Source organism: Bradyrhizobium canariense (assembly GCF_018130465.1).
In the GTDB taxonomy this organism is placed as follows: domain Bacteria; phylum Pseudomonadota; class Alphaproteobacteria; order Rhizobiales; family Xanthobacteraceae; genus Bradyrhizobium; species Bradyrhizobium canariense_C.
The window spans coordinates 271,550-291,386 of record NZ_JAFCKJ010000008.1; the positions used below are offsets into that span (position 1 = coordinate 271,550).

The 19,837-nt window shown below is 65.7% G+C and carries 14 protein-coding genes; all 14 read left to right on the plus strand.

The annotated features are described in order from the left end of the window. The first annotated feature begins 442 nt into the window (after positions 1–442). The 14 genes from dnaE (at position 443) to lpxD (ending at position 19,803) form a co-directional block, all read left to right on the plus strand. Positions 443–3,946, plus strand: coding sequence for a DNA polymerase III subunit alpha (gene dnaE / locus JQ591_RS22345; RefSeq protein WP_211398129.1), 3,504 nt, complete (start codon positions 443–445; stop codon positions 3,944–3,946). A gap of 132 nt (positions 3,947–4,078) precedes the next feature. Then, the gene (locus JQ591_RS22350; RefSeq protein ID WP_283817879.1) at positions 4,079–4,567 is read left to right on the plus strand and encodes a DUF2846 domain-containing protein; all 489 of its coding nucleotides are present in this window, start codon (positions 4,079–4,081) and stop codon (positions 4,565–4,567) included. 59 nt (positions 4,568–4,626) lie between these two features. Further along, on the plus strand, positions 4,627–5,367 hold the full coding sequence (locus tag JQ591_RS22355; RefSeq protein WP_211398131.1) for a carbonic anhydrase: 741 nt from the start codon (positions 4,627–4,629) through the stop codon (positions 5,365–5,367). A 247-nt stretch (positions 5,368–5,614) separates the two neighbouring features. Then, positions 5,615–8,092, plus strand: coding sequence for a caspase family protein (locus JQ591_RS22360; RefSeq protein WP_211398132.1), 2,478 nt, complete (start codon positions 5,615–5,617; stop codon positions 8,090–8,092). A gap of 221 nt (positions 8,093–8,313) precedes the next feature. Continuing rightward, positions 8,314–9,303 carry a 30S ribosomal protein S2 gene (locus JQ591_RS22365; protein WP_211398133.1) on the plus strand — a complete coding sequence of 330 codons (990 nt, stop codon included), beginning with the start codon at positions 8,314–8,316 and terminating at the stop codon, positions 9,301–9,303. A gap of 131 nt (positions 9,304–9,434) precedes the next feature. Then, entirely contained in the window at positions 9,435–10,358 is a 924-nt protein-coding gene (gene tsf, locus JQ591_RS22370; protein ID WP_211398134.1) for a translation elongation factor Ts, read from the plus strand. Between the two features lie 60 nt (positions 10,359–10,418). Beyond that, positions 10,419–11,135, plus strand: a complete 717-nt coding sequence (gene pyrH / locus JQ591_RS22375; protein ID WP_211398135.1) for a UMP kinase — start codon at positions 10,419–10,421, stop codon at positions 11,133–11,135. Between the two features lie 65 nt (positions 11,136–11,200). Continuing rightward, a complete protein-coding gene (frr, locus tag JQ591_RS22380; RefSeq protein WP_211398136.1) occupies positions 11,201–11,764 on the plus strand; it encodes a ribosome recycling factor in 564 nt (187 codons plus the stop codon). A 93-nt stretch (positions 11,765–11,857) separates the two neighbouring features. Then, positions 11,858–12,616, plus strand: coding sequence for an isoprenyl transferase (locus tag JQ591_RS22385; protein ID WP_027518195.1), 759 nt, complete (start codon positions 11,858–11,860; stop codon positions 12,614–12,616). After that, on the plus strand, positions 12,613–13,455 hold the full coding sequence (locus JQ591_RS22390) for a phosphatidate cytidylyltransferase (protein WP_211398137.1): 843 nt from the start codon (positions 12,613–12,615) through the stop codon (positions 13,453–13,455). Before JQ591_RS22385 ends, JQ591_RS22390 begins: the two co-directional genes overlap by 4 nt. Before the next feature lie 4 nt (positions 13,456–13,459). Then, entirely contained in the window at positions 13,460–14,683 is a 1,224-nt protein-coding gene (gene dxr / locus JQ591_RS22395) for a 1-deoxy-D-xylulose-5-phosphate reductoisomerase (RefSeq protein WP_211398138.1), read from the plus strand. Between the two features lie 44 nt (positions 14,684–14,727). Further along, a complete protein-coding gene (gene rseP / locus JQ591_RS22400; protein WP_211398139.1) occupies positions 14,728–15,879 on the plus strand; it encodes an RIP metalloprotease RseP in 1,152 nt (383 codons plus the stop codon). Between the two features lie 190 nt (positions 15,880–16,069). Further along, positions 16,070–18,610: an outer membrane protein assembly factor BamA gene (gene bamA / locus JQ591_RS22405; RefSeq protein ID WP_211398140.1), complete on the plus strand. Its 2,541-nt coding sequence runs from the start codon at positions 16,070–16,072 to the stop codon at positions 18,608–18,610. A gap of 125 nt (positions 18,611–18,735) precedes the next feature. Beyond that, the gene (gene lpxD / locus JQ591_RS22410) at positions 18,736–19,803 is read left to right on the plus strand and encodes a UDP-3-O-(3-hydroxymyristoyl)glucosamine N-acyltransferase (protein WP_211398141.1); all 1,068 of its coding nucleotides are present in this window, start codon (positions 18,736–18,738) and stop codon (positions 19,801–19,803) included. Positions 19,804–19,837: the final 34 nt, after the last annotated feature.

Consider the following 19,837-nt stretch of genomic DNA (forward strand, 5'->3'; position numbering starts at 1 on the left):
GCCCCGGCCATCGGCCGGGGCTTTTTTGTTGTTCGACTTCAGCAGGTTAACCATTCCGTTTCGAGATGGCGGAGATGGCTTGACTCCTGAGAACGAAATGAGAACAATGTTCTTCATACGTTCTAGCGATGGAGTAAGCCATGTTCAGGATTTTCGTGGAAGAAGCCGCCGCACTGGCGTCGATCGCGCTGTTTGTCGGGATGATCGCGATCTGGGCCCAGGTGCTCCCGCAGCTCTAGGCGCGAGGGGGCCCAGTGCCCACCTTCAGCGCCCATCTTCAGTGCTTGGGGAAAACCGGGACGACGCGGCCGATCGGCCGCTCCGGCGTGGACTCTGGCAGCGTGACGCCTCACCATTGTGAGGCGAGTCGGCCGGGCGAGCGCAGGATGCCTGCGGTGCCGGTGACCGCTCCATCTCATCTGCAAGAGGCCGTCACGCGACCATGCCGAGCGCCGGATTTGTCCACCTTCACGTTCACTCGGCCTATTCGCTGCTCAAGGGCTCGATCAAGATCGCCAAGCTCGCCGAGCTTGCGAAGAAAGACCATCAGCCCGCGCTGGCGCTGACCGACACCGACAACATGTTCGGTGCGCTGGAGTTCTCCGACAAGATGGCGGGCTCCGGCATCCAGCCGATCGTCGGCTGCGAGCTCGCGATCGATTTCGGCGACCAGGATCCCAATGCGCGCAACGCGCTTCTGCCCTCGCGCGTGGTGCTGCTGGCTGCGCAGGAGCGCGGCTATCGCAGCCTGATGCGGCTGAACTCGCGCGCGTTCCTGGAGACGCCCGACACCCATGCTCCCCACATCAAGTTCGACTGGCTCGAAGGCGAGACCGAAGGCCTGATCGCGCTGACGGGCGGTCCGGACGGGCCGATCTCGCTGGCGCTTGCCGGCGGTTATGCCGAGCTCGCGGCGGCGCGCTGCGAGCGTCTGGCCAGCCTGTTCGGGGACCGCCTCTACATCGAATTGCAGCGCCACAACACCGAGAAGGAGCGGCGGGTCGAAAGCGGCCTGATCGACATTGCCTACACCAAGGGCCTGCCGCTGGTTGCGACCAACGAGCCGTATTTCGCCGCGACGGACGATTACGAAGCCCATGACGCGCTGCTCTGCATCGCCGGCGGGCGGCTGATCGCGGAGACCGAGCGCGAGCAGCTCACACCCGATCACCGCTTCAAGACCCGCGCCGAAATGGCGGTGCTGTTCGCCGACATTCCGGAGGCGCTGGCCTCGACGGTGGAGATCGCCGAGCGCTGCTCGTTCCGGCCGATGACGCGCAAGCCGATCCTGCCGTTCTTCACGGTCGGCGCTGCCGCAAGCTCCGATGCCGCTGCGGTCGAGGCGGCCGAATTGAAGCGGCAGGCGGAAGAGGGGCTTGCCAATCGCCTGCGCGTGCACGGACTGTCGCAAGGCACGACGGAAGAAGATTACAACGCCCGGCTTGCGTTCGAGCTCGACGTCATCATGCGGATGAAATACGCGGGCTACTTCCTGATCGTCTCCGACTTCATCAAATGGGCGAAGGGGCAGGGCATCCCGGTCGGCCCAGGCCGCGGTTCCGGCGCAGGCTCGCTGGTTGCGTGGGCGCTGACCATCACCGACCTCGACCCGATCAAGTTCGGCCTGCTGTTCGAGCGCTTCCTCAATCCGGAACGCGTCTCGATGCCGGACTTCGACATCGACTTCTGCCAGGACCGCCGCGGCGAGGTGATCAAATACGTCCAGGAGCGCTACGGCCGCGACCAGGTCGCGCAGATCATCACCTTCGGTACGCTGCAGGCGCGCGGCGTGCTGCGCGACGTCGGGCGCGTGCTGCAAATGCCCTACGGCCAGGTCGACAAGCTGACCAAACTGGTGCCGCAGAATCCGGCCGCACCGGTGACGCTGGCGGCTGCGATCGAGAGCGAGCCGAAGCTTCAGGCCTTCCGCGATGAAGACCCGGTGGTGGCGCGCGCCTTCGACATCGCACAGCGCCTCGAAGGCCTGACACGCCACGCCTCGACGCACGCGGCCGGCATCGTGATCGGCGATCGCCCCCTGAGCGAACTCGTGCCGATGTACCGCGATCCCAAGTCGGACATGCCGGTGACCCAGTTCAACATGAAATGGGTCGAGCCGGCCGGTCTCGTCAAATTCGACTTCCTCGGTCTGAAGACGCTGACCGTGCTCGACGTCGCGTGCAAACTGCTCAAGCCGCGCGACATCCATGTCGATCTCGCCACGCTGCCGATCGACGATGCCGAAAGCTACCAGATGCTGGCGCGCGGCGAGGTGGTCGGCGTGTTCCAGGTTGAAAGCCAGGGCATGCGGCGCGCGCTGGTCGACATGCGCCCCGACCGTTTCGAGGACATCATCGCGCTGGTCGCGCTCTATCGCCCGGGTCCGATGGCGAACATCCCGACCTATTGTTTGCGCAAGCACGGCGACGAGGAGCCGGAATATCTGCACCCCGTGCTGGAGCCGATTCTCAAAGAGACCTTCGGCGTCATCATCTACCAGGAACAGGTGATGCAGATCGCGCAGGTGATGTCGGGCTATTCGCTCGGCGACGCCGACCTGCTGCGCCGCGCCATGGGCAAGAAGATCCGCGCCGAGATGGAGAAGCAGCGCGAGATCTTCGTCGCGGGCGCGGTGAAGAACGGCGTGCCGAAGGGGCAGGCCGACACCATCTTCGAGCTGCTGGCGAAATTCGCCGACTACGGCTTCAACAAGAGCCACGCGGCGGCCTATGCGCTGGTGTCCTACCACACCGCCTACATGAAGGCGCACTACCCGGTGGAGTTCATCGCGGCGTCGATGACGCTCGATCTCAACAATACCGACAAGCTCTCCGAATTCCGCTCCGAGGCGCAGCGCCTCGGCATCAAGGTCGAGCCGCCCAACGTCAACCGCTCCGGCGCGACTTTCGAGGTCGGCGACAAGACCATCTACTATGCGCTCGCGGCGCTGAAGGGCGTCGGCATTGCGGCCGTCGAGCAGATCATCGCGGAGCGGACCAAAAACGGCCTGTTCACCTCGCTCGCCGACTTTGCCGCGCGGGTGTCGCCGCGCGCGATCAACAAGCGCATCATCGAAAGCCTCGCCGCCGCGGGCGCCTTCGACACGCTGGAGCCGAACAGGGCGCGGGTCTTCGCCGGCGCGGACTCGATTCTCGCCGCATGCCAGCGGGCGAACGAAGCTGCAACCATCGGCCAGAACGACATGTTCGGCAGCTCGGCCGACGCGCCGACCATCATGCTGCCGCAGATCGAGCCCTGGTTGCCGGCCGAGCGGCTGCGCCGCGAATATGACGCGATCGGCTTCTTCCTGTCGGGACATCCGCTCGACGATTACGCAACCGTGCTGAAGCGGCTGCGCGTACAGTCCTGGGCCGAGTTCTCGCGCGCGGTGAAGACCGGCGCCACCGCCGGCAAGGTCGCTGCCACCGTGGTGTCGCGCATGGAGCGGCGCACCAAGACCGGCAACAAGATGGGCATCATGGGGCTCTCTGATCCCACGGGCCACTTTGAGGCGGTGCTGTTCTCCGAAGGCCTCGCGCAATATCGCGACGTGTTGGAGCCGGGCGCCGCGGTGCTGCTCCAGCTCGGCGCCGAGCTCCAGGGCGAGGACGTCCGCGCGCGCGTGCTCCACGCCGAGCCGCTGGACGAGGCCGCGGCCAAGACGCAGAAGGGCCTGCGCATCTTCGTGCGCGACACCAAGCCGCTTGAATCGATCGCCAAGCGTCTCGCCGGCCCCGACATGGCCGCTTCCAACGGCGCCGCGCCGAAAGTCGGCAGTCCCGGCATCGCGCCGCGCTCCAACGGCGACGGCGAGGTCTCGCTGGTCATGATGCTCGACCTCGAGACCGAGGTCGAGATGAAGCTGCCCGGCCGCTTCAAGGTCTCGCCGCAGATCGCCGGCGCCATCAAGGCGGTCGCGGGCGTCGTGGACGTGCAGCAGCTCTAACCGCCGGTCTGGCGATCATCATTGCCAGAAGAGCGTTGCAACCTTGCGCTGATTCTGGCTAGCATACACCCGGGGAATGGACTGGGGCATGTGATGCTGCGATGGGGCGCGTTGTTGTTTGCCGTTGGTGCAATGCTGACGGGGTGTGTCAGTGATCAGGTCGGAACCGACTTTGCTTCTGTGTCACGGAAGGTCGGTCCTCCGCGTGCAGGGCAGTCGCGCGCGGTTTTCTTGCAGGACAAGAGGCAGGGCCTGAGCATGGCAATCTGCGCCTGCGAGGTGAAGCTTGACGGTGCGCCGCTCGGGAAGGTCGTCGCCGGAAAATATGCCTATGCCGATCGTCCGGCCGGCCGTCACGAAGTGCTTGTGACCGAGCTGATGTTTCCCGGCGACACCAAGCGCGAGATCGTGATGGAATCCGGCCGGACGCACTTTTACCTCATCAAGAGCAGTCCCAGGCACGATGCAGCGACGGGCGGAGCGGTCCTCGGCGGCCTCGCCGGGCTTGCGATCGTTTCCGTCGCGACCGCTGGCGAGGCGAATCCCGGGCCGGCCGAACTTGTCCCGCTGGACGAGGCGACCGCGCGAACAAAGCTCGCCGAGTTGCAAGCCATCGACTAGGATGCGCGGCAAGGCTGCCGCGACATCGACGACGGCGGCCGGGTGCGGAGGAGCAAAGCATGTGCGAGAATTGCGTCAGTGATCGCGGTGCCCGCATCGGGCCTTCGCGGAGGTCGCTCATCCACTTGTCTGTCTCCGCGCTCGGGCTGGCCTTGGGTGGAGCCGCCTTTGCCAAGGAGACCAAGGCGCCGCCCAAGCCGCAGAACGTGCTGTCGCCCGACGCATCATTGAAGCGCCTGACCGAAGGCAATGCGCGCTATGTCGACGGGGTGTCGCGGCGGCACGATTTCAAGCACGAGCGGGAGGCGCTGGCCGGCGGACAGAATCCGTTCGCGGCCGTGCTGAGCTGTGCCGATTCGCGCATCGCGCCGGAATATGCCTTCGACACCGGCCGCGGCGATCTGTTCGTCTGCCGCGTCGCCGGAAATTTCGCCGGCACCGAGACCATCGCCAGCATGGAATACGCGGTGGCCGTGCTGAATACGCCGCTGATCCTCGTGCTCGGCCATGATGCTTGCGGTGCCGTCGATGCGACGCTGAAGGCGATCAAGGACGACAAGCCGCCGCCGGGCCATATCCCCTCGCTGGTCGATGCGATCGCGCCCGCCGCCAGGACTGCGATGCAGCAGGGTGGGAATGTCCTCGACAAGGCGATCCGGCAGAATGTGATCGACAACGTCGCGAAGCTGAAGTCGGCAGCGCCGATCCTCAATGCGGCCGCGGAGCAGGGCAAGCTGAAGGTCGTCGGCGGCATCTACCGGCTCACGACGGGAACGGTCGACCTGATCGCGCAGATCTGACGAACTGGATCGGCTCGCGCCGATCCGTCGTCGCGAGGCTGATGCGAGTCTGACGCAGGCGTCTGGCGTCGGTGCCGGGCGCCATGCCACCGCCTCAATCCGAGCCTTTCGTTATTTAGGCCTTCGTTATCCAAGCCTTTCGTTATCCAGGCCCTTTCGTGTCGAAGCCTTTCGTTCAAGTGCCATTCAGCTGGCCGCGCGCCTGATGCGTGGCGGCACCTCAACAACAAAAGCGGGCAAGCAAGCCATGCGTGGGACGCTCAGAGTCTTCATCTGCCTTCTCCTGCCGATCGCGGTCCTTGCCGCGGGCGCGCCGGTTCCGGCGCGTGCGCAGCAGCAGGAAAAGCGTATCGCGCTCGTGGTCGGCAACGGCGCCTATGCCAAGTCGCCGCTGGCGACGACCGCAAACGACGCCGGGCTGATCGCGCAGACGCTGCAAGCGGCGGGCTTCGACGTCGTCGGCGCCCGCGATCTCGACGGCGACACGCTGCGCAAGAGTTTTCGCGATTTCATCCAGAAGGCGCAGGCCTCCGGCCCCGGCACCGTCGCGATGATCTATCTCGCCGGCTACGGCGTGCAGCTTGCGGGTGAGAACTATTTCATCCCGGTCGATTCCAACATTACCCGCGACACCGACATTCCAACCGAGGGCCTGCGCATCAGCGACTATGCGCGCCAGCTCGCTTCCGTTCCGCTCAAGGCCAACATCATCGTGCTCGACGCCGCGCGGGCGCAGCCCTTCGTGGAGGGCGGCCAGCAGATCGCGAGCGGACTCGCGCTGGTCGAGCCCGACGCCAACATGCTGATCGCGTTCAACGCCGCCCCCGGCACGGTGGCCTCCGAGGAGCCCGGACCTTACGGTATCTACGCGCAGTCGCTGGCCGAGATGATCCGCACCGGCGGCCTGCCGCTGCCTGATGTGTTCGACCGCGTTCGCCTGCGCGTCAACGAGGCCAGCAAGGGCGCGCAGGTGCCCTGGAACGAGCAGAAGATATCGGCGCAGTTCTCGTTCTTCGAGCGCGGGCCCGACGCTCCGCCGCCGGAGACCGCGCCGGACCAGGTCGCCGCGATCCGCAACAAGCCGATCCGCGATCTCGGCGTGCAGGATGCCTATGCCGCCGCGCTCACGCGCGACACGCTGCCGGCCTACGAAGAGTTTCTCGCCGCCTATCCCGGTGACCCGCTGTCGAAGCGTGTGATGGTGATCGCCGCGGCGCGCCGCGAGGCCATCACCTGGCGGCGGACCTATCGCGCCGACACGCCGGAAGCCTATTGGTCGTATCTGCGTCGCTATCCGCACGGTCCGCACGGGGCGGATGCGCGCCGGCGCCTGGCGATTCTCACCGCGCCTGCCGAGCCGCCGCCGAGCTTCGCGATGATCGACTACGACGTGCTGCCACCGCCGCCGGAGGAGGTGGTCTATGTCGACCGTCCCGTGTTGTATTTCAGCGATCCGGATTTTGGCTTCGCGCCGCCACCGCCGCCGTCGGTCTACTATCTGCCGCCGCCGCCGCCGGACTTCATCGTGCTGGAGCCGCCGATGCCTGTGGTGGGCCTGTTCGTGCTGCCGCAGCCGATGTTCGTGCCGATCCCTGTGTTCTTCAGGCCGCCGGTCTATGTCGCACCGCCGCCGAACAACATCATCTATCAGAACATCCATAATACGACGGTGATCAACACGGTGATCAACCGGCCGCCGGCGCCGCCGCCGGGTGCGGGGCCGGGGCCTGGACCGGGCAATCTCGCGCCGGCCGTTGCCGGCCGTGCCAATCCGGCCGGTCCTGCCGTGCCGCAGGCGGTCGCGCAGCGCGCCGCCCTGATTCAGCAGGGCAAGGCGCCGATGCCGCCGAGCGCGACGATGCAGCCGACGGCGAGGCCAGGAACGCTTCCGGCGACGCCGGCCAATGTCGCGCCGACCGGTACGCCAACGACCACGCCACCTGGCACGCCACCGGCCAGGCTGCCCCAAGCCAACACGCTGCCGGTTCCCGGCACCCATGGCGGTCCACCTGTACCGCCAGCGGGGACCGGGCCTCTGCCGGGCGGAAGACCCGGGCTGCCGACGGCCACTGCACCCGGCGCACCGCCGCCGGCCCATCCGGGGGCGCCGACGACTGCTGCTCCCGGCACCACGCTGCCGGCTCGTCCCGGTGCGCCAACCACCGCCGCGCCGGCGACCGCGCCCACGGCAACAAACCCGGCCGGTGTGCCCGGCCAACCGCCGAAGCCGCCGGTGGCCCAGACCCCGCCCGGGACCGGGCCTGGGGACCATGGCAAGTCCGCGACTCGCGAGCCGGCTGGCTCGCCGCCTGCTGCCCGCACGCCTCCTGGCGCAGCTGGACGACCGGTCACGCCGCCGCCCTCGGCGGCGCGCGAGCCGATCAGGCCGCAGCATCAGCCGACCGCTGCTCCCGCCCAGGCTGCCCGGCCGTCGGCGCCACCACCGCGGCCTCAGGCCGTGGCGAGGCCGACCCCTCCGCCTCCGCCGCGTATCGCACCGCCGCCACCGGCGCGGGTGGCTCCGCCCGCCGCGGTCGCTCGGCCGGCGCCGCCGCCAATGGCGCGACCCGCGCCGCCGCCGCCGGTAGCCCGGCCGGCGCCACCGCCGCCGCCCCGGATGGCCGTCGCGCCACCGCCTCCGCCGCGCCCGGCAGCACCTCCGCCGCGTCCCGCGGCGCCGCCGCCGGCGGCAAAGAAGTGCCCGCCGAACCAGCCCAGATGCTAGGCAGGTGCTAGGGCGCAGCGTGGTCTTTACGGAAGGGGGCCTCTCGCGGGCGAAAGCCGCCCCGAAAGGCCCTTATTTCCTTGCTTCTGGCCGAAATCGCGCTATACACCGCGCCATCTCACACGGAAGCATGGCTCACAAGGCCGTCCGGTGGCAGCCGGGGCGACAACGCTCCGTTCTGCTCACACGCTTCCGGAGGAACCAACCGGAGAATTAGAACGATGGCACTACCCGATTTCACTATGCGTCAGCTCCTCGAAGCCGGCGTGCACTTTGGTCACCAGTCTCACCGCTGGAATCCGAAAATGGCGCCGTTCATTTTCGGCGCTCGCAACAACATCCACATCGTCGACCTCGCGCAGACCGTGCCGTTGCTGCATACCGCCTTGCAGGCGGTCAGCGACACCGTCGCCAAGGGCGGCCGCATCCTGTTCGTCGGCACCAAGCGCCAGGCGCAGGACGGCGTTGCCGACGCGGCCAAGCGCTGCGCTCAGTACTTCGTCAATTCGCGCTGGCTCGGCGGCACGCTGACCAACTGGAAGACGATCTCGGGCTCGATCAAGCGCCTGCGTCATCTCGACGACGTCCTCGCCGGCGGCGATGCCTCCTCCTACACCAAGAAGGAGCGCCTGACGCTTCAGCGTGAGCGCGACAAGCTCGACCGCTCGCTCGGCGGCATCAAGGACATGGGCGGTCTGCCCGACCTGATCTTCGTGATTGACACCAACAAGGAAGACATCGCGATCCAGGAAGCCCAGCGGCTCAACATCCCGGTCGCCGCGATCGTCGACACCAATTCGGATCCGAAGGGCATCACCTATGTGGTGCCGGGCAATGACGACGCCGGCCGCGCGATCGCGCTCTATTGCGACCTGATCGCGCGCGCAGCGATTGACGGCATTTCGCGTGCCCAGGGCGATTCCGGCATCGACGTCGGCGCTTCGGTTCGGCCGGTCGCAGAAGAGCTGCCCGCCACGAGCGGCTTCCAGGGCCTCGCCGGTCCGCGCGGCACTTCCGACGACCTCAAGAAGCTCCCGGGCGTGTCGGGCGCGATCGAGAAGAAGTTCAACGACCTCGGCATCTTCCACTTCTGGCAGCTGGCCGAGCTCGATCACGACACCGCGCACAAGATCGGCGAAGAAGTCGGCCTGCCGAGCCGCGCGGACGCCTGGGTGGCCAAGGCCAAAGCGCTGACCGCGGAAGCGGAATAGTCAAAAAGAGCGATGGGTTGGCCGGACAAGCTCCGGCCACCATTTCAGTTGACGCGAATTCCTGAGATGGACCGCGGCGAGGCGATCGGGCCGCGCCGCGGCGAACCGGCAGGCAAAAAGGATTTTCAACGATGGCAACGATCACAGCTGCGATGGTCAAGGACCTGCGCGAGTCGACCGGCGCAGGCATGATGGACTGCAAGGCCGCGCTGACCGAAAACGACGGCAACATGGAAGCGGCGCAGGATTGGCTGCGCAAGAAGGGCCTGTCGAAGGCCGCCAAGAAGTCGGGCCGTGTCGCCGCCGAGGGTCTGATCGGCGCGCTCACCAAGGGCAACAAGGGCGTCGTGGTCGAAGTCAATTCCGAGACCGATTTCGTCGCGCGCAACGGCCAGTTTCAGGGCCTCGTCAAGATGGTCGCTCAGGTCGCATTCAACGTCGGCGCCGATGTCGAGAAGATCAAGGCTGCCAAGGTCGGCGACGTCACGGTCGAAACCGCGATCAATGACGCGATTGCCACCATCGGCGAGAACATGACGCTGCGTCGTGCAGCTTCGCTCGAAGTCAGCCAGGGCGTGGTGTCGAGCTACGTCCACGGCGCAGTCGTCGAGGGCGCCGGCAAGATGGGCGTTCTCGTGGCACTGGAATCGCCGGGCAAGGCCGACGAGCTCGCAACGCTTGGCCGCCAGATCGCGATGCACGTCGCGGCCACCAACCCGCTGGCGCTCGATCCGTCCGGTCTCGATCCGGCGGTCGTCAAGCGCGAGAAGGACGTGCTCGCCGACAAATATCGCCAGCAGGGCAAGCCCGAGAACGTGATCGAGAAGATCGTCGAGTCCGGCCTGAAGACCTACTACAAGGAAGTCTGCCTGCTCGAGCAGGCCTTCATCCACGACACCGGCAAGTCGGTGGCGCAGGCGGTGAAGGAAGCCGAAGGCAAGGTCGGCGGCTCGGTGAAGATCGCGGGCTTTGTGCGCTATGCTCTCGGTGAGGGAATCGAGAAGCAGGAAAGCGACTTCGCGGCCGAGGTCGCGGCGGCCAGCGGCAAGAAGTAAGCGCCGGAACGTTCCTTCCGGCGTGCCGCCGGAAGCGGCACCCGGACAAGGAAAGTGCTCATGACTGATCCGGTTTATCGTCGCGTCGTGATCAAGCTGTCCGGCGAATATCTCGCGGGACCGCAGGGTTTTGGCATCGATCAGCCGACCATCGACCGGGTTGCCGACGATCTGATCGCGGCGCGCCATCTCGGCACCGAAGTCGCCGTCGTGATCGGCGGCGGCAACCTCTTTCGCGGCGTCGAGGTCTCCTCGCGCGGCGTGTCGCGCCCGACCGGCGACACCATGGGCATGCTCGCTACGATGATGAACTGCCTCGCGCTCGAGGCCACTATCGAGCGCAAGGGCACGCCTGCGCGCACGCTGTCGGCCTTCGTCATGCCCGAGATTTCCGAGCTGTTCACCCGCGCCGCGGCGCACAAATACCTCGCCGAGGGCCGGATCGTGCTGCTCGGCGGCGGAACCGGTAATCCGTTCTTCACCACCGACACGACCGCGGTGCTTCGCGCCGCCGAGATCGGCGCCCAGGCGGTGCTGAAGGCGACCAATGTCGACGGCGTCTACTCGGCCGACCCGAAGAAGGATCCGACGGCGACGCGATTCGACCGTCTGACGCATTCGCAGGCGATCGAGGGCGGCTACAAGGTGATGGATGCGACCGCCTTCGCGCTTGCCCGCGAGACGTCGCTGCCTATCATCGTGTTCTCGATCGCGGAGCCGGGTTCGATCGGCGCTGTACTGCGTGGCGGCGGCCACGGAACCATCGTCGCCGGCTGACGGCTCGTCGTTGCGCCCTGAGAGAAGGGTGCGGAGAGTCGCCGGGATTTTGAAGGAGAAACGTGATGGCCACGGACACTTTCGACCTCAACGAAGTCAAACGCCGCATGCAGGGCGCGATCCAGTCGCTCAAGCACGAACTTGGCGGCCTGCGCACCGGTCGCGCCTCCGCCTCGATGCTCGATCCGGTGCAGGTCGACGCCTATGGCAGCCACATGCCGCTGAATCAGCTCGCCACCGTCAGCGTGCCGGAGCCGCGCCTGATCTCGGTGCAGGTCTGGGACAAGTCGATGGTCAAGGCGGTGGAGAAGGCTATCGTCGATTCCAATCTCGGCCTGTCGCCGGCGACCGAAGGCCAGGTGCTGCGCCTGCGCATCCCCGAGCTCAACGAGGAGCGTCGCAAGGAGCTCGTCAAGGTCGCGCACAAATACGCGGAAGCCGCCAAGGTCGCCACGCGCCATGTCCGCCGCGACGGTCTCGACGTTCTCAAGAAGCTCGAGAAGAATCACGAGATGTCCGAGGACGATCAGAAGCGCCACGCCGACGAGGTGCAGAAGGCGACCGACGGCACGATCTCCGAGATCGACCAGTTGCTGGCCGCCAAGGAAAAAGAAATCCTCACCGTCTAAAGCGCGGTGGATCGCGCTTTAGGTTATTGTTCGCGCATGGTCTTTTCGGAAAACCGCTTCGCACTTTTCCGGATCATGCTTTAAGGCAGCCTCATGTCCAACGCCGCCGCGCCCGCAACGGAAGGACCCGATCGGTCCGATGCGCCTGCGCATGTCGCCATCATCATGGATGGCAACGGGCGTTGGGCGGCCGCGCGCGGCTTGCCACGGGCGGAAGGCCATCGCCGCGGCGTGGAGGCCCTGCGCCGCGTCGTTCGCGCGTCGCACGAGCTTGGCATCCGCTATCTCACCATCTTCTCCTTCAGCTCGGAAAACTGGTCACGTCCGGCGAGCGAGATCGGCGATCTCTTCGGCCTGCTGCGCCGCTTCATCCGCAACGATCTGGCGAGCCTGCATCGCGACGGCGTCAAGGTGCGCATCATCGGCGAGCGGGACGGGCTGGAGGGCGACATCTGCGCGCTCCTCAACGAGGCCGAGGAATTGACGCGCGATAACACGCGCCTCACACTCGTCGTCGCCTTCAACTACGGCTCGCGGCAGGAGATCGCGAAGGCGGCGCAGAAGCTCGCGCGCGAAGTCGCCGAGGGCCGGCGCAATCCCGACACGATCGATGCCGAGACTCTGGGGGCGCATCTCGACGCGCCCGACATTCCCGATCCCGATCTCATCATCCGCACCAGCGGCGAGCAGCGCCTGTCCAACTTCCTGATGTGGCAGGCCGCCTATAGCGAGCTTGTGTTCGTGCCGATTCACTGGCCCGATTTCGACAAGGCGGCGCTGGAAGGTGCAATCGCCGAATTTGCCAGGCGCGAGCGCCGTTTCGGCGGCCTGGTCGCGAAAACCGCCTCGTGAACGAACCCGACGCCGCACCGGCCGGCTCTCAGCCTGCCCCGAGCAATCTCGTGATGCGGGTCCTCGCAGCGCTGGTGCTGGCGCCGCTCGCCATTGCGCTCGCTTATGCCGGCGGCTGGCTGTGGGCGCTCCTCGTCACCCTGGTGTCGATCGGACTGTTCGCGGAATGGCTGATGGTGGTGGGCGCGGGATCGGTCGCGCTGACCGGGGCAGGGACCATCGTCATCGCCATGATGGGGTCCTGCGTCGCCTTCGGCGCGCTGAAGACCGCCGTCATCACCGGCCTGATTGGCGGTACGATCGTGACGGTGATCGCGCGGGGCAAGTTCGTCTGGGCGGCCTCCGGGTTCGCCTATGCATCGGCGGCGCTGCTGGCTTCGATCCTGGTGCGGCAGGATCTCGTGAACGGCTTCGCCGCGCTGATGTTCGTGCTGCTCGTGGTGTGGGCGACCGATATCGGCGGCTATTTCGCCGGTCGCGGCATCGGCGGACCGAAGCTGTGGCCGCGGGTGAGCCCCAAGAAGACCTGGTCAGGGGCGCTCGGCGGCTTTGCCGCGAGCCTTTTGGTTGCGGCCGCCTTTGCCGCTTGCGGGCTCGGAAAGATGGTTCCATTGCTGCTCGTCAGCGGCATCCTGTCGGTCGTGTCGGCATGCGGCGATCTGTTCGAATCCGCGGTCAAGCGGCGCTTCGGTGTCAAGGATTCCAGTCACTTAATTCCCGGCCACGGCGGGCTATTGGACCGTCTGGACGGTTTTGTCGCTGCCATCCTGGTGGCATGGATTATCGGCTTCCTCCGCCATGGTGTGCATAGCGCCGGAAGCGGTCTTATGGTTTGGTGAGGATATGAGCGCGGTCCCATTGCGTAACAACAAGGCTGCGGCGTCGACCGTCCGCAGCGTCACGGTTCTCGGCGCCACCGGCTCGATCGGCGACAGCACGATGGATTTGCTGCGCGCCTCGCCCGAGCGCTATCGTATCGAGGCGCTGACGGCGAACAGCAATGTCGAGGCGCTGGCAAAGCTCGCCAAAGAGTTTTCCGCGCGCTACGTCGCGATCGCCGACACCTCCAAGTTTGCCGAGCTCAAGGCTGCGCTCGCGGGCACCGGCACCGAATGCGGCGCCGGCGAAAGCGCGGTGATCGAGGCCGGTGCACGTCCGGCCGATTGGGTGATGGCCGCCGTGAGTGGCGCGGCCGGGCTGAAGCCGGCACTGGCAGCGGTCGATCGCGGCGCGCATGTCGCGCTCGCCAACAAGGAGTGTCTCGTCTGCGCCGGCGATTTCTTCATGCAGCGCGCGGCGAAAGCGGGCGCCTGCATCCTGCCGGCGGATTCCGAGCACAACGCGCTGTTCCAGGCGCTCGGCTCAGGCAACCGTGACGAGCTGGTCCGCGTCATCATCACGGCCTCCGGCGGCCCGTTCCGGACCTGGAAGCCTGCCGACATCGAGCAGGCGACACTCGAGCAAGCCCTGAAGCATCCGAACTGGAGCATGGGCCAGAAGATCACGATCGATTCCGCATCGATGATGAACAAGGGGCTCGAGGTGATCGAGGCTTCCTATCTGTTCGCGCTCTCGCCCGACGAGATCGACGTCCTCGTTCATCCGCAGTCGATCATCCACGGCATGGTCGAGTTCTCCGATCGCTCGGTCGTGGCCCAGCTCGGCACGCCCGACATGCGCACGCCGATCGCGCATTGCCTCGGCTGGCCCGACCGCATCAAGGGCCCGGCGGCCAAGCTCGATCTGGCCAAGATCGGCCAGTTGACGTTCGAGGCGCCTGATTTCGAGCGCTTCCCCGGGCTGCGCCTGGCCTTCGATTCGCTCCGGACCGGGAAGGGGGCGACCACCGTCTACAACGCCGCCAACGAGGTCGCGGTCGCCGCCTTCATCGCCGGCAAGATCCGCTTCGGCGCGATCGCCCGGCTGGTGGAGGCGACGCTGGACGACTGGATCCGTGGCGGGAACCAGGCCCCGCTGACGTCAGCCGACGATGCAATCTCTGTTGACCATGTTGCGCGAAATAGAGCTGCCGCCCTATTGCCTCAAATTGCCTTAAAGGCATCCTAGATGGTTCGGGGCCAGGGCCTTGCGGCGCTGGATGAGGGAATTCGATGATTGACTTTTTCGTCCATAGTTTCAACACGTTGAGCCATGGGCTCCTCGGCTACGCGGTTCCCTTCCTGTTCGTCCTGACCATCGTCGTGTTCTTCCATGAGCTCGGCCATTTCCTGGTCGCGCGCTGGGCGGGCGTTCGCGTGTTAACTTTTTCGCTCGGTTTCGGACCTGAGCTGGTCGGTTTCAACGACCGCCATGGCACCCGCTGGAAGATCTCGGCGATCCCGCTCGGCGGCTACGTCAAGTTCTTCGGCGACGAGAGCGAGGCTTCGACGCCGTCGTCCGAGAAGCTTGCGGCCATGACGGCTGAGGAGCGCGCCGGCAGCTTCCATCACAAGAAGGTCGGCCCGCGCGCCGCCATCGTTGCCGCCGGACCGATCGCCAATTTCATCCTGGGAGCGCTGATCTTCGCCGGCATGGCGCTGTATTACGGCAAGCCGAGCACGATCGCGCGCGTCGACGGTGTCGTCGCCGACGGCGCGGCGGCCGCAGCCGGCTTCAAGATCGGCGACGTCGTCGTCCAGATCGACGGCAAGCCGATCGAGAGCTTTGCCGACATGCAGCGCATGGTTGCGATGAATGCCGGTTCGGCGCTTGCCTTCGTGGTCAAGCGCGACGGCGCCATCGTGTCGCTGACCGCGACGCCGGCGCTGCTCGAGCGCAAGGATCCCTTCGGCAACAGCCACCGTCTCGGCGTGCTCGGCGTCGAGCACAAGTCTCAGGCCGGCGAGGCCTCGACTTCGCCGGTCGGCGTCGGCGAAGCGCTCAAGATCGGGGTTGAGCAGGTCTGGTTCATCATCACCAGCACCTTCAAGTTCCTGGGCTCGCTGTTTGTCGGGAACGGCAATCCGAACGAGGTCAGCGGCGTGCTCGGCATCGCCAAGATGTCGGGGCAGGCGGCCAGCGCCGGGTTCCAGTTCGTGATCAACCTCTGCGCGGTGCTGTCGGTGTCGATCGGCCTGCTGAATCTGTTCCCGATCCCGCTGCTCGATGGCGGCCACCTTATGTTCTATGCGGCCGAGGTCGCCCGCGGTCGGCCTTTGTCCGAGCGAACTCAGGAGATGGGGTTCCGAATCGGGCTTGGTTTGGTGCTGATGTTGATGGTGTTTGCGACCTACAACGACATCCTGCGGATGGCCGCATCCTGATAGGGGCTTTTTTGTGGCGCTGCCATTGGGCGTTGCTCTTGGGCAACGTCTTGGAATGAAAATGAAATTACGGCGCGCTCGGCCGTTTGCTGCGTCGGTGAAATTGTCTACAAGCGGCCTGAACTTGGGGAATCTCCAGACCGGGCGTTCGGGTTGGGTCTGGTACGGAATGATAAGGGCGCATTGCGCAATGAAGTTTGGACTGCGACTCCGGGGGGGCTTGCTCGCAACCCTGATCATGTTCGGCGCGCCGGTGCTTGCCCCGGTTGGGGCTGCTTTTGTGTCTTCGTCTGCGCTTGCTCAGACCGTGCAGTCGATTTCCGTCGAGGGAAATCGCCGCGTCGAGGTGGAGACGATCCGCTCCTACTTCAAGCCGGGTCCGGGCGGTCGCCTGGATCAAGGCGCCATCGACGACGGCCTCAAGGCGTTGATCGAGACCGGCCTGTTCCAGGACGTCAGGATCAACCGCGGCGCCGGTGGCCAGATCGTCGTCTCCGTGGTGGAAAACCCGGTGATCGGCCGCATTGCCTTCGAGGGCAACAAGAAGATCAAGGACGAGCAGCTCACTGGCGAAGTCCAGTCCAAGGCCCGCGGCACCTTCTCCCGCGCCATGGTGCAGTCCGACACGCTGCGAATCGCCGAAATCTATCGCCGTTCCGGCCGCTACGACGTCCGCGTCACGCCTGAAATCATCGAGCAGCCGAACAACCGCGTCGATCTCGTCTTCACGGTCGAGGAGGGCGCCAAGACCGGCGTCAAGTCGATCGAGTTCGTCGGCAACAACGCGTACTCGTCGTACCGTCTCCGCGACGTCATCAAGACGCACGAATCGAACCTGCTGAGCTTCCTCGCCAGCAGCGACATCTACGATCCCGATCGGGTCGAGGCCGACCGCGACCTGATTCGCCGCTTCTATCTCAAGAACGGTTTCGCCGACGTCCAGGTCGTGGCCGCGCTGACCGAATACGATCCGGAGAAGAAGGGCTTCAACGTCACCTTCAAGATCGAGGAAGGCTCGCAATACCGCGTCGGCGCGATCGACTTCCGCTCCAGCATTCCGAACTTCGATCCCACCTCGATGCGCAACTATTCGCGCGTCAATGTCGGCTCGCTCTACAACGTCGAATCGGTCGAGAAGTCGGTCGAGGAGATGCAGATCGAGGCCTCGCGCCGCGGTTATGCCTTCGCCGTGGTCCGTCCCGGCGGCGACCGCAACTTCGAGGCGCACACCGTGTCGGTCGTGTTCAACATCGACGAGGGCCCGCGCACCTATATCGAGCGCATCAATCTTCGCGGCAACACCCGCACGCGCGACTACGTGATCCGTCGCGAGTTCGACGTCTCCGAGGGCGATGCCTACAACCGCGCGCTGGTCGACCGTGCCGAGCGCCGCTTGAAGAACCTCGACTATTTCAAGACCGTGAAGATCACGACGGAGCCCGGCTCGTCGAGCGACCGCGTGATCCTGCTCGTCGACATGGAAGAGAAATCGACCGGCGACTTCTCGGTCTCGGGCGGTTACTCCACGACCGACGGCGCGCTGGCCGAAGTCTCGGTCTCCGAGCGCAATCTGCTCGGCCGCGGCCTGTTCGCCAAGGCGTCGGTGACCTATGGCCAGTACGCCCGCGGCTACTCGCTGTCGTTCGTCGAGCCCTATCTGCTCGACTACCGTGTCGCGCTGGGCCTCGACCTCTATCAGCGTGAGCAGAAGTCCAACAGTTACATCTCCTACGGCACCAAGACGCTCGGCTTCTCGCCGCGCCTCGGTTTCTCCCTGCGTGAAGATCTGTCGCTGCAGCTGCGCTACTCGATCTACCAGCAACAGATCACGCTGCCGTACTACCTATCGAACTGTAACAACGTCCTCGGCTCGTCGTCGTTTAATCCGAGCCCGGCGTTCGCCGCATCGCAGACGCCGCAGATCGACCTGAGCTCGACCAACGGCCTCGGCTGCTACAGTGACGGTGAAGCCTCGCTGCCGGTGCGCAAGGAGCTTGCGAACGGCAAGACCCTGACCTCGGCGCTCGGCTACTCGCTGACCTACAACACGCTGGACAACAACAAGAACCCCACCGACGGTCTGCTCGTCGATCTCCGGCAAGACTTCGCCGGCGTCGGCGGCGACGTCTCCTACCTGAAGACTGTTGTCGATGCGAAGTACTACACTCCGCTGGTGTCCGATATCGTCGGCCTCGCTCGCGTCCAGGGCGGCATGCTGAACAAGATCGGCAACCAGGATCTGCGCATGCTCGATCACTTCCAGATGGGCCCGAACCTCGTCCGCGGCTTCGCCCCGAACGGCATCGGCCCGCGCGATTTGAACCCCTTTGGTACGCAGGACGCGCTTGGCGGCACCAAATATTGGGGCGCTTCGCTGGAATTGCAGATGCCGTTCTGGTTCCTGCCGAAAGAAGTCGGTCTGAAGGGCGCGGTCTACGCCGACGCCGGCGGCCTGTTCGACTATCAGGGTCCGACGACGTGGTCGGTGACCAACGAAATGACCACGACCAAGAATTCGAGCTGCACGCCGTCGTCGGTCAATCCAGCCACGGCTGGAACCTGTACCGGCCTGGTGTATGACAACGGCAATTCCGTCCGTTCGTCGGTCGGTGTCGGCTTGATCTGGGCCTCGCCGTTCGGTCCGCTGCGCTTCGACTACGCCGTGCCGCTCACCAAGGGCAAGAACGACCGTACGCAGGAGTTCCGGTTCGGCGGCGGTACCTCGTTCTAATTCGATCAGCACGGCACGATCCGGATCGCAGGAGCCGGTTTCCGAAGGGGATCGTGCCAATCCAAGAGATGAGGCATGATGCGGCCTTACCGCTTCATGCCGAAGCCGGACCGCGACGGGGTGGAATGGCGCAGCCGACCTTCTTCACAAAACCGCCTGCCTCAGCGCTGGCTGACATTGCCACGCTGACCAAGGCGGAGCTGGTTGATCCCGCCAGGGGTGGCCACATCATCACGGGTCTGGCTTCGCTCGACGAAGCCGGCCCGATGCATCTGACGTTCTTCGACAATCTCAAATATGCCGACGAGCTCAAGGCGACCAAGGCCGGGGCTTGCCTGGTGAGCCCGCGTTTCGAGGCCCGGGTACCCGCGCATGTGGCGGTGCTGCGGGCGACGCAGCCGTTCCGCGCCTTCGTCAGGATCGCGCGGGAGTGGCATGGCGACGCGCTCCGGCCGCAATCCTGGACCGGCAACGACGGCATCGCGCCGTCGGCCATCATCGACCCCACGGCCAGGCTCGAGGACGGCGTGATCGTCGATCCCCTGGCCGTGATCGGCCCCGACGTGGAGATCGGCAGCGGCACGGTGGTCGGTGTGGGGGCCGTGATCGGCCCCGGCGTCAAGATCGGCCGGGACTGCAATGTCGGCGCGCGCACCGCCATCCAGTGCGCGCTGATCGGCAACGACGTGCTGATCCACCCCGGCTGCTCGATCGGCCAGGACGGCTACGGCTTCATCTTCTTCGGCCCCGAGGGCCATCTGAAGGTGCCCCAGACCGGCCGCGTGCTGATCCAGAACAATGTGGAAGTCGGAGCCGGCACCACCATTGATCGCGGGTCCTTGCGCGACACCGTGATCGGGGAAGGGACCAAAATCGACAATCAGGTCCAGATCGGTCACAATGTGACCATCGGCCGGCACTGCCTGCTGGCAGCCCAGATCGGCCTTGCCGGCAGCCTGACCCTCGGCGACAACGTGGCGCTGGGAGCGAAGGTGGGCATCAACAATCACGTCAAGATCGGGGATGGAGCTCAGGTGACTGCCATGAGTGGCGTCAAGGACGACGTTCCTCCCAACGGACGTTGGGGTGGTTTTTTTGCCAAGCCGACCAGGCAGTGGTTCAAGGAAATTTTGGCGGTGGAGCGCCTGGCGCGCGACAGCAAAGCCGATCCGAAGCAGGAGGAACGGGAGTGACGGACGAAGCACCGGTCAGGTTCGAGCTTGTGGA